The organism is Lysinibacillus sp. RU7 (genome assembly GCF_057837305.1).
Map to the genome: position 1 here is coordinate 1 of NZ_JBYQFK010000120.1, position 274 is coordinate 274.

The window sequence follows — 274 nt, forward strand, 5'->3', positions numbered from 1 at the left end:
CCGTCGTCTCCCTACCCGATACCGTCAAAGCGCTTAAGGCGCTGACCGAGATGCGTCGCACTAATGCTCATTTGGCGATTGTGCTCGACGAATACGGTGGCACGGCTGGCATCGTCACTTTGGAGGATCTCGTCGAGGAGATAGTTGGCGATATTACCGATGAGTATGACACCGTTGAACCGTCTGATCTGGCTCACGTCAGGCAGCGCGATATTGACGGCCTAACCACGCTCGAAGAGTTTTCCGACAAGGTTGGCCTGGTACTGCCCGAGGG

The 274-nt window shown here is 56.2% G+C and carries 1 protein-coding gene; it reads left to right on the forward strand.

The genetic code is table 11. The features are described from left to right. A partial coding sequence (locus tag AC3II9_RS21775) for a CBS domain-containing protein (RefSeq protein WP_489158775.1) occupies positions 1-274 on the forward strand: 274 nt, incomplete at both ends.